General features: G+C 71.6%; 5 protein-coding genes. 3 read left to right on the top strand and 2 right to left on the bottom strand.

Annotation, left to right across the window (positions count from 1 at the left end; genetic code table 11):
• The 3 genes from VFW24_14260 to rpsA all read left to right on the top strand — a co-directional run.
• The coding region (locus tag VFW24_14260; protein ID HEX5267925.1) for a DNA polymerase at positions 1-1437 on the top strand (1437 nt) is incomplete at its 5' end.
• 4 nt (positions 1438-1441) lie between these two features.
• Positions 1442-2260: a methyltransferase domain-containing protein gene (locus tag VFW24_14265; GenBank protein ID HEX5267926.1), complete on the top strand. Its 819-nt coding sequence runs from the start codon at positions 1442-1444 to the stop codon at positions 2258-2260.
• Between the two features lie 42 nt (positions 2261-2302).
• Entirely contained in the window at positions 2303-3685 is a 1383-nt protein-coding gene (gene rpsA / locus VFW24_14270; protein HEX5267927.1) for a 30S ribosomal protein S1, read from the top strand.
• Here rpsA and VFW24_14275 read toward each other — a convergent pair.
• Together VFW24_14275 and VFW24_14280 are read right to left on the bottom strand one after the other, a co-directional pair.
• Positions 3589-4665: an oligopeptide/dipeptide ABC transporter ATP-binding protein gene (locus tag VFW24_14275; GenBank protein HEX5267928.1), complete on the bottom strand. Its 1077-nt coding sequence runs from the start codon at positions 4663-4665 to the stop codon at positions 3589-3591. The two genes, rpsA and VFW24_14275, sit on opposite strands and share 97 nt — an antisense overlap.
• Before the next feature lie 34 nt (positions 4666-4699).
• Positions 4700-5624, bottom strand: a 925-nt coding sequence (locus VFW24_14280; GenBank protein HEX5267929.1) for an ABC transporter ATP-binding protein, incomplete at its 5' end; no start/stop codon positions are given.

The raw sequence follows: 5624 nt of genomic DNA on the forward strand, positions 1-5624 counted from the left end.
GCGTCCTATCTCCTCGACCCGGCCGAGGGGCAGTACGTGCTGGAGGACGTGTGCCTGCGCTACGCCCAGCTGGAGCTGGCCCCGCCCGGCGGCGCTCCGGCCGGCCAGCTCGACCTGTCGGGGGAGGCGGCCGACCCCTCCGCCGCCGCGGCCCGCCGGGCGGCGGCCGTGGCGGCCGTGGTGCCGCCGCTCGAGCGGGCCCTCGACGTCCAGGGCCTGCGCAACCTCCACGACCAGATCGAGCGTCCCCTCGTCCGGGTGCTGGCCCGGATGGAGGCGGTCGGGGTGCGGGTCGACACCGCCTACCTCGAGAAGCTGCACGGGGAGCTGACCAGCCAGGCCGCCCGCCTCGAGCACGAGATCCACGAGGCGGCGGGGATGGTGTTCAACGTGAACTCCACCCCGCAGCTGCGCACCCTGCTGTTCGACAAGCTGGGCCTGGTTCCCCAGAAGCGCACCAAGACCGGGTTCTCTACCGACGCCCAGTCCCTGGAGCGTCTCCGGGGCCAGCACCCGGTCGTCGAGACCCTGCTGCAGTACCGCGAAGTCGAGAAGCTGCGCTCGACCTACGGGGAGGGCCTCCTGGCCGAGGTGGCCGCCGACGGGCGCATCCACGCCACCTTCAACCAGACCGTCGCCCGCACCGGGCGCCTCTCCTCCGACCAGCCCAACCTCCACAACATCCCCGTCCGCAGCGAGGAGGGCCGCCGCTTCCGGCGGGCGTTCATCCCCGCCGAGGGCCACCGCTTCCTGGTGGCGGACTACAACCAGATCGAGCTGCGCGTGATCGCCCACCTGTCGGGGGACCCCGGCCTGGTCGAGGCCTTCACCGAGGAGCGCGACATCCACCGCACGACAGCGGCGCGCATCTTCGGGGTGGAGCCGGGCGACGTGGACCTGGCCCAGCGCTCCAAGGCCAAGATGGTCTCCTACGGCCTCGCCTACGGCATGGAGGCCTACGGCCTGTCGCAGCGCCTGGGCGTGCCGGTCGACGAGGCGTCCACCATCCTCAACGCCTACTTCGAGGCCTTCCCCAACGTGCGCAGCTACATGGAGGCCACGGTGGCCGAGGCCCGCCAGAAGGGCTACACCGAGACGCTGTTCGGGCGGCGGCGCAAGATCCCTGAGCTGTCGGCGTCGAACTACCGCCTGCGGCAGGCGGGGGAGCGCCAGGCCATGAACGCCGGCATCCAGGGCCTGGCCGCCGACATCTTCAAGGTGGCGCTGGTGCGCCTCGACTCCGCCCTCGAGACCGAGGGGCTGCACAGCCGGCTGATCCTCCAGGTCCACGACGAGGTGATCCTCGAGGTCGTCCCCGAGGAGACCGAACGGGCCGCCGAGCTGACCGTCGGGGCCATGGGCTCCGCCGCCGACCTGTCGGTGCCCCTCGTCGTCAACGTCTCCTGGGGGGACAGCTGGGCCGATGCCAAGGGCTGATGACATGACCCGCCGGGTCCCCTGCACCCCGGCTCCTCCGCCCCGTGGGGCCCCGGCCCCACGGGCGGCCGTTCACATCCCACGGCAGCCGACGGAATGGGAGCGCCTGGCCGACTTCACCGGCCGGGCCTACCTGAGATACGCCCACACCAAGGGCACGGCCCAGGAGGTCGCCTTCCTCGTCGACGAGCTGGCGCTGCGCCCCGGCGAGCGGGTCCTCGACGCCGGCTGCGGGCCGGGCCGCCACGCTCACGCCCTGGCGGACCGCGGCCTCGACGTGGTCGGGATCGACCTGGCGGCGCGCTTCGTCGAGGTGGCGGCGGAGGGGGAGAGCTCGGCCCGCTTCGTGCGCGCCGACGTGCGGCGTCCTCCGCTGCGCGGCGCCTCCTTCGACGCCGTGGTGTGCCTGGGCCAGGGCGGGTTCGGGCTGCTCGGCGGCGGGACCGAGGAGACCGACGCCCTGCGCGCCCTGGCGGCGCTGCTCCGCCCCGGCGCCCCCCTCGTCGTCACCGCCTTCTCCGCCTACTACGCGGTGAGATGGCTGGAGCAGGACCAGGTCTTCGACCCGGGCACCGGCGTGCACCGGGAGACGGCGTCGGTGCGCAGCGAGGCGGGCACGGACGAAGGTCGGTTCGAGCTCACGAGCACGTGCTTCACGCCCCGCGAGCTGCGCATGGCGGGCGCGGCCGCCGGGCTGGACGTGGAAGCGGTGTGGTCGGTCGAACCCGGTCGGTGGGCGCGCCGCCCGCCGGAGCTGGACCTGCCCGAGCTGCTCGTCGTGGCGCGGATGCCGGCGGCGGGGAGGCCCGGTGATAGCCTTTGATTTCCTTTAATTCCCTATAGATCACCGAGGCTCTACCCCCGTATGTCCGATCCGACGACCGACCCGACCGCTTCGACCGCCACCGCCGCACCGCCGGATGGTGACGGGTACATCCCCCGGGAGGTGGTGGTCGACGATCTGGGCGGGATGAGCCTCGAGGACGCCATCGCCGCCACCATCGTCGAGTTCGACGACGGTGACATCGTGAAGGGCACGGTCGTCAAGGTCGACAAGGACGAGGTCCTGCTCGACATCGGCTTCAAGTCCGAGGGCGTGATCCCCGCCCGCGAGCTGTCGATCCGCCACGACGTCGACCCGTCCGAGGTGGTCCACCTCGGTGAGGAGATCGAGGCCCTGGTCCTCCAGAAGGAGGACAAGGAGGGCCGGCTGGTCCTGTCCAAGAAGCGGGCCCAGTACGAGCGGGCGTGGGGGACCATCGAGCGCATCAAGGAATCCGACGGCGTCGTGTCCGGCCCGGTCATCGAGGTCGTCAAGGGCGGCCTGATCCTCGACATCGGCCTGCGGGGCTTCCTCCCCGCCTCGCTCGTCGAGCTGCGCCGGGTGCGCGACCTGCAGCCGTACGTGGGGCGCAGCCTCGAGGCCAAGATCATCGAGCTCGACAAGAACCGCAACAACGTCGTGCTCTCCCGCCGGGCGTGGCTGGAGGAGACCCAGCGCGAGCAGCGCGAGGAGTTCCTCGTCAACCTCAAGCCCGGGGAGGTCCGCCAGGGCACGGTCTCGTCGGTCGTCAACTTCGGAGCCTTCGTCGACCTGGGCGGGATGGACGGCCTGGTGCACGTGTCGGAGCTGTCGTGGAAGCACGTCGACCATCCGTCGTCGGTCGTGCAGGTCGGGGACGAGATCGAGGTGCAGGTCCTCGACGTCGACCTCGACAAGGAGCGCATCAGCCTCTCGCTCAAGGCCACCCAGCAGGATCCGTGGCAGGAGTTCGCCAACGCCCACCGGGTGGGTGAGCTCGTCTACGGGCGGGTCACCAAGCTGGTGCCGTTCGGCGCCTTCATCCAGGTAGGGGAGGGCATCGAGGGCCTCGTCCACATCTCGGAGATGGCCGTGCACCACGTCGACCTCCCCGAGCAGGTGGTGAACCCCGGCGAGGAGCTGTGGGTGAAGATCATCGACATCGACCTGCAACGCCGCCGCATCAGCCTGTCGATCAAGCAGGCCGCCGAGGGCGGCGAGGTGGCGGCCGAGTACCAGGAGCACTTCGGCCAGCACGCCTACGACGAGGCCGGGAACTACATCGGGGCCAACGAGTACGCCAACTCCGAGTTCACGCCCGAGACCGAGGCCCAGGCGGCGTGGGCCGACTACGCCGCCGAGTTCGGCGCCGGCGCCCCCGCCGGCCGCACCGATGACAGCCCCACCGGGGATGCGGAGTCGGAGGAGCCGGGCTCGACCGGGTAGTGGCAGGCCACGTAGTGGCCGGTCTCGATCTCCCGGATCTGGGGTTCCTCCACCGCGCAGCGCTCGTCGGCGCGCGGGCAGCGCGTCCGGAAGCGGCAGCCGCTCGGCGGGTCGATCGGTGACGGGAACTCCCCGCCGAGCAGCCGGTCCTGCGGGGACGGGCGCACGTCGGGGTCGGGCACCGGGATCGACGACAGCAGGGCGTTGGTGTAGGGGTGGGTGGGACGCCGGTAGAGCGGATCCGCCGGCGCCACCTCACAGATCTTGCCGAGGTACATGACCGCCACCCGGTCGCTGACGTTGCGCACCACCGCCAGGTCGTGGGCGATGAAGATGAGCGTCAGCCCGTAGCGCTCCTTCATGTCCTCGAGCAGGTTGAGGATCTGGGCCTGGATCGACACGTCGAGGGCCGACACCGGCTCGTCGCAGATGATCAGCTTGGGATCCATCATCAGGGCCCGGGCGATGCTGATCCGCTGGCACTGCCCCCCCGAGAACTGGTGGGGACGGCGCCGGGCGGCGGTGTCGTAGTCGAGGCCGACCGCGTCGAAGACCTCGCGCACCCGGGCCTCGCGCTCGGCGGGCGTGCCCTGCTTCCAGATGGCCAGGGGCTCGGCCACGATGTCGCCCACCCGGTGGCGGGGGTTCAGCGAGGAGATCGGGTCCTGGAAGATCATCTGGAGGCGGGGGCGTACCCGGCGCAGCGCCTCGCCGCTCAGGCGGGTGAGCTCGTCCCCGTCGTAGTTCACCGATCCCGATGTGGGCGGCGGCATCTGCACGATGGCCCGCCCGGTGGTCGACTTGCCGCAACCGGACTCGCCGACCAGGCCGAGGGTCTCCCCCGGCAACACGTCGAAGCTGACGTCGGACACGGCGTGCACCCGGCGCCCGCCGGCGGCCGGGAACTCCACGACCAGGTTCTCGACCCGGAGGAGGGGGTTCTCGTCCTGGCGGAGGTGGGCGGTCCCGCTCCCGGCCATCAGGCTGTCCCCGCCGTCACGTCAGGCCTCCCGTTCACCCGGCCGCCTCGGTGCCGGCCATGACGGTGGCGGGCACCTGGGCGGCGATGTGCTCCGGCGGGGGAGCGGGGTGGCCCCGCTCCTCGTTGCGGGCCAGGGCGTCGCGCCCCTCGGGCGTGCCCACCGGGTACCAGCACGCGTAGAGGTGGCCGGGGGTGGACGCCTCGGTCAGCTGGGGCTCCTCGATCCAGCACCGCTCCTGGGCGTAGCGGCACCGGGGGGCAAAGCGGCATCCCGGCGGGGGGTTCACCAGGTCCGGCGGCCGTCCCGGGATCGCCGTCAGCCTGGTGTGCGGGGTGTGCTGGATCTGGGGGATCGAGGCCATGAGGGCCTCGGTGTACGGCATCTTCATGTCGCGGTACAGCGCCCGGGTCGGGGCCTTCTCCACGATCTTGCCGGCGTACATCACGGCGATCTCGTCGGTGCGCCCGGCCACCACGCCGAGGTCGTGGGTCACCAGGATCATGGCCATGAACCGCTCCTGCTGCTGGGCCTGCAGGAGATCGAGGATCTGGGCCTGGACCGTCACGTCGAGGGCGGTGGTGGGCTCGTCGGCCAGGAGCAGCTTGGGCCCGCACGCCAGGGCGATGGCGATGGTCACCCGCTGGCGCATCCCCCCCGACAGCTGGTGGGGGTACTCGCGCAGCCTCCGCTCCGGCTCGGGGATGCCGACCGAGCGGAGCAGCGCCAGGGCGCGGTCGCGGGCCTCGTCATCCTCGATTCCCAGGTGGTACACGAGGCTCTCGGTGATCTGGCGGCCGATCCGCATCACCGGGTTGAGCGCGGTCATCGGGTCCTGGAACACCATGCTGATCTCCGCGCCCCAGATCAGGCGCAGGTCCCGCTCGGGGAGGCCGACCATGTCGTGGCCGGCGTAGAGCACCTGGCCCAGGCGCACCACGTTGCTCTTCGGGAGCAGG

Source organism: Acidimicrobiales bacterium, from assembly GCA_036273495.1.
Taxonomy (GTDB): domain Bacteria; phylum Actinomycetota; class Acidimicrobiia; order Acidimicrobiales; family JAJPHE01; genus DASSEU01.

Bases quoted from the DNA above. Each gene is read 5' to 3' on its own strand.
- VFW24_14265 (HEX5267926.1), top strand. From the start codon at position 1,442: ATGACCCGCCGGGTCCCCTGCACCCCGGCTCCTCCGCCCCGTGGGGCC.
- rpsA (HEX5267927.1), top strand. From the start codon at position 2,303: ATGTCCGATCCGACGACCGACCCGACCGCTTCGACCGCCACCGCCGCA.
- VFW24_14275 (HEX5267928.1), bottom strand. From the start codon at position 4,665: ATGGCCGGGAGCGGGACCGCCCACCTCCGCCAGGACGAGAACCCCCTC.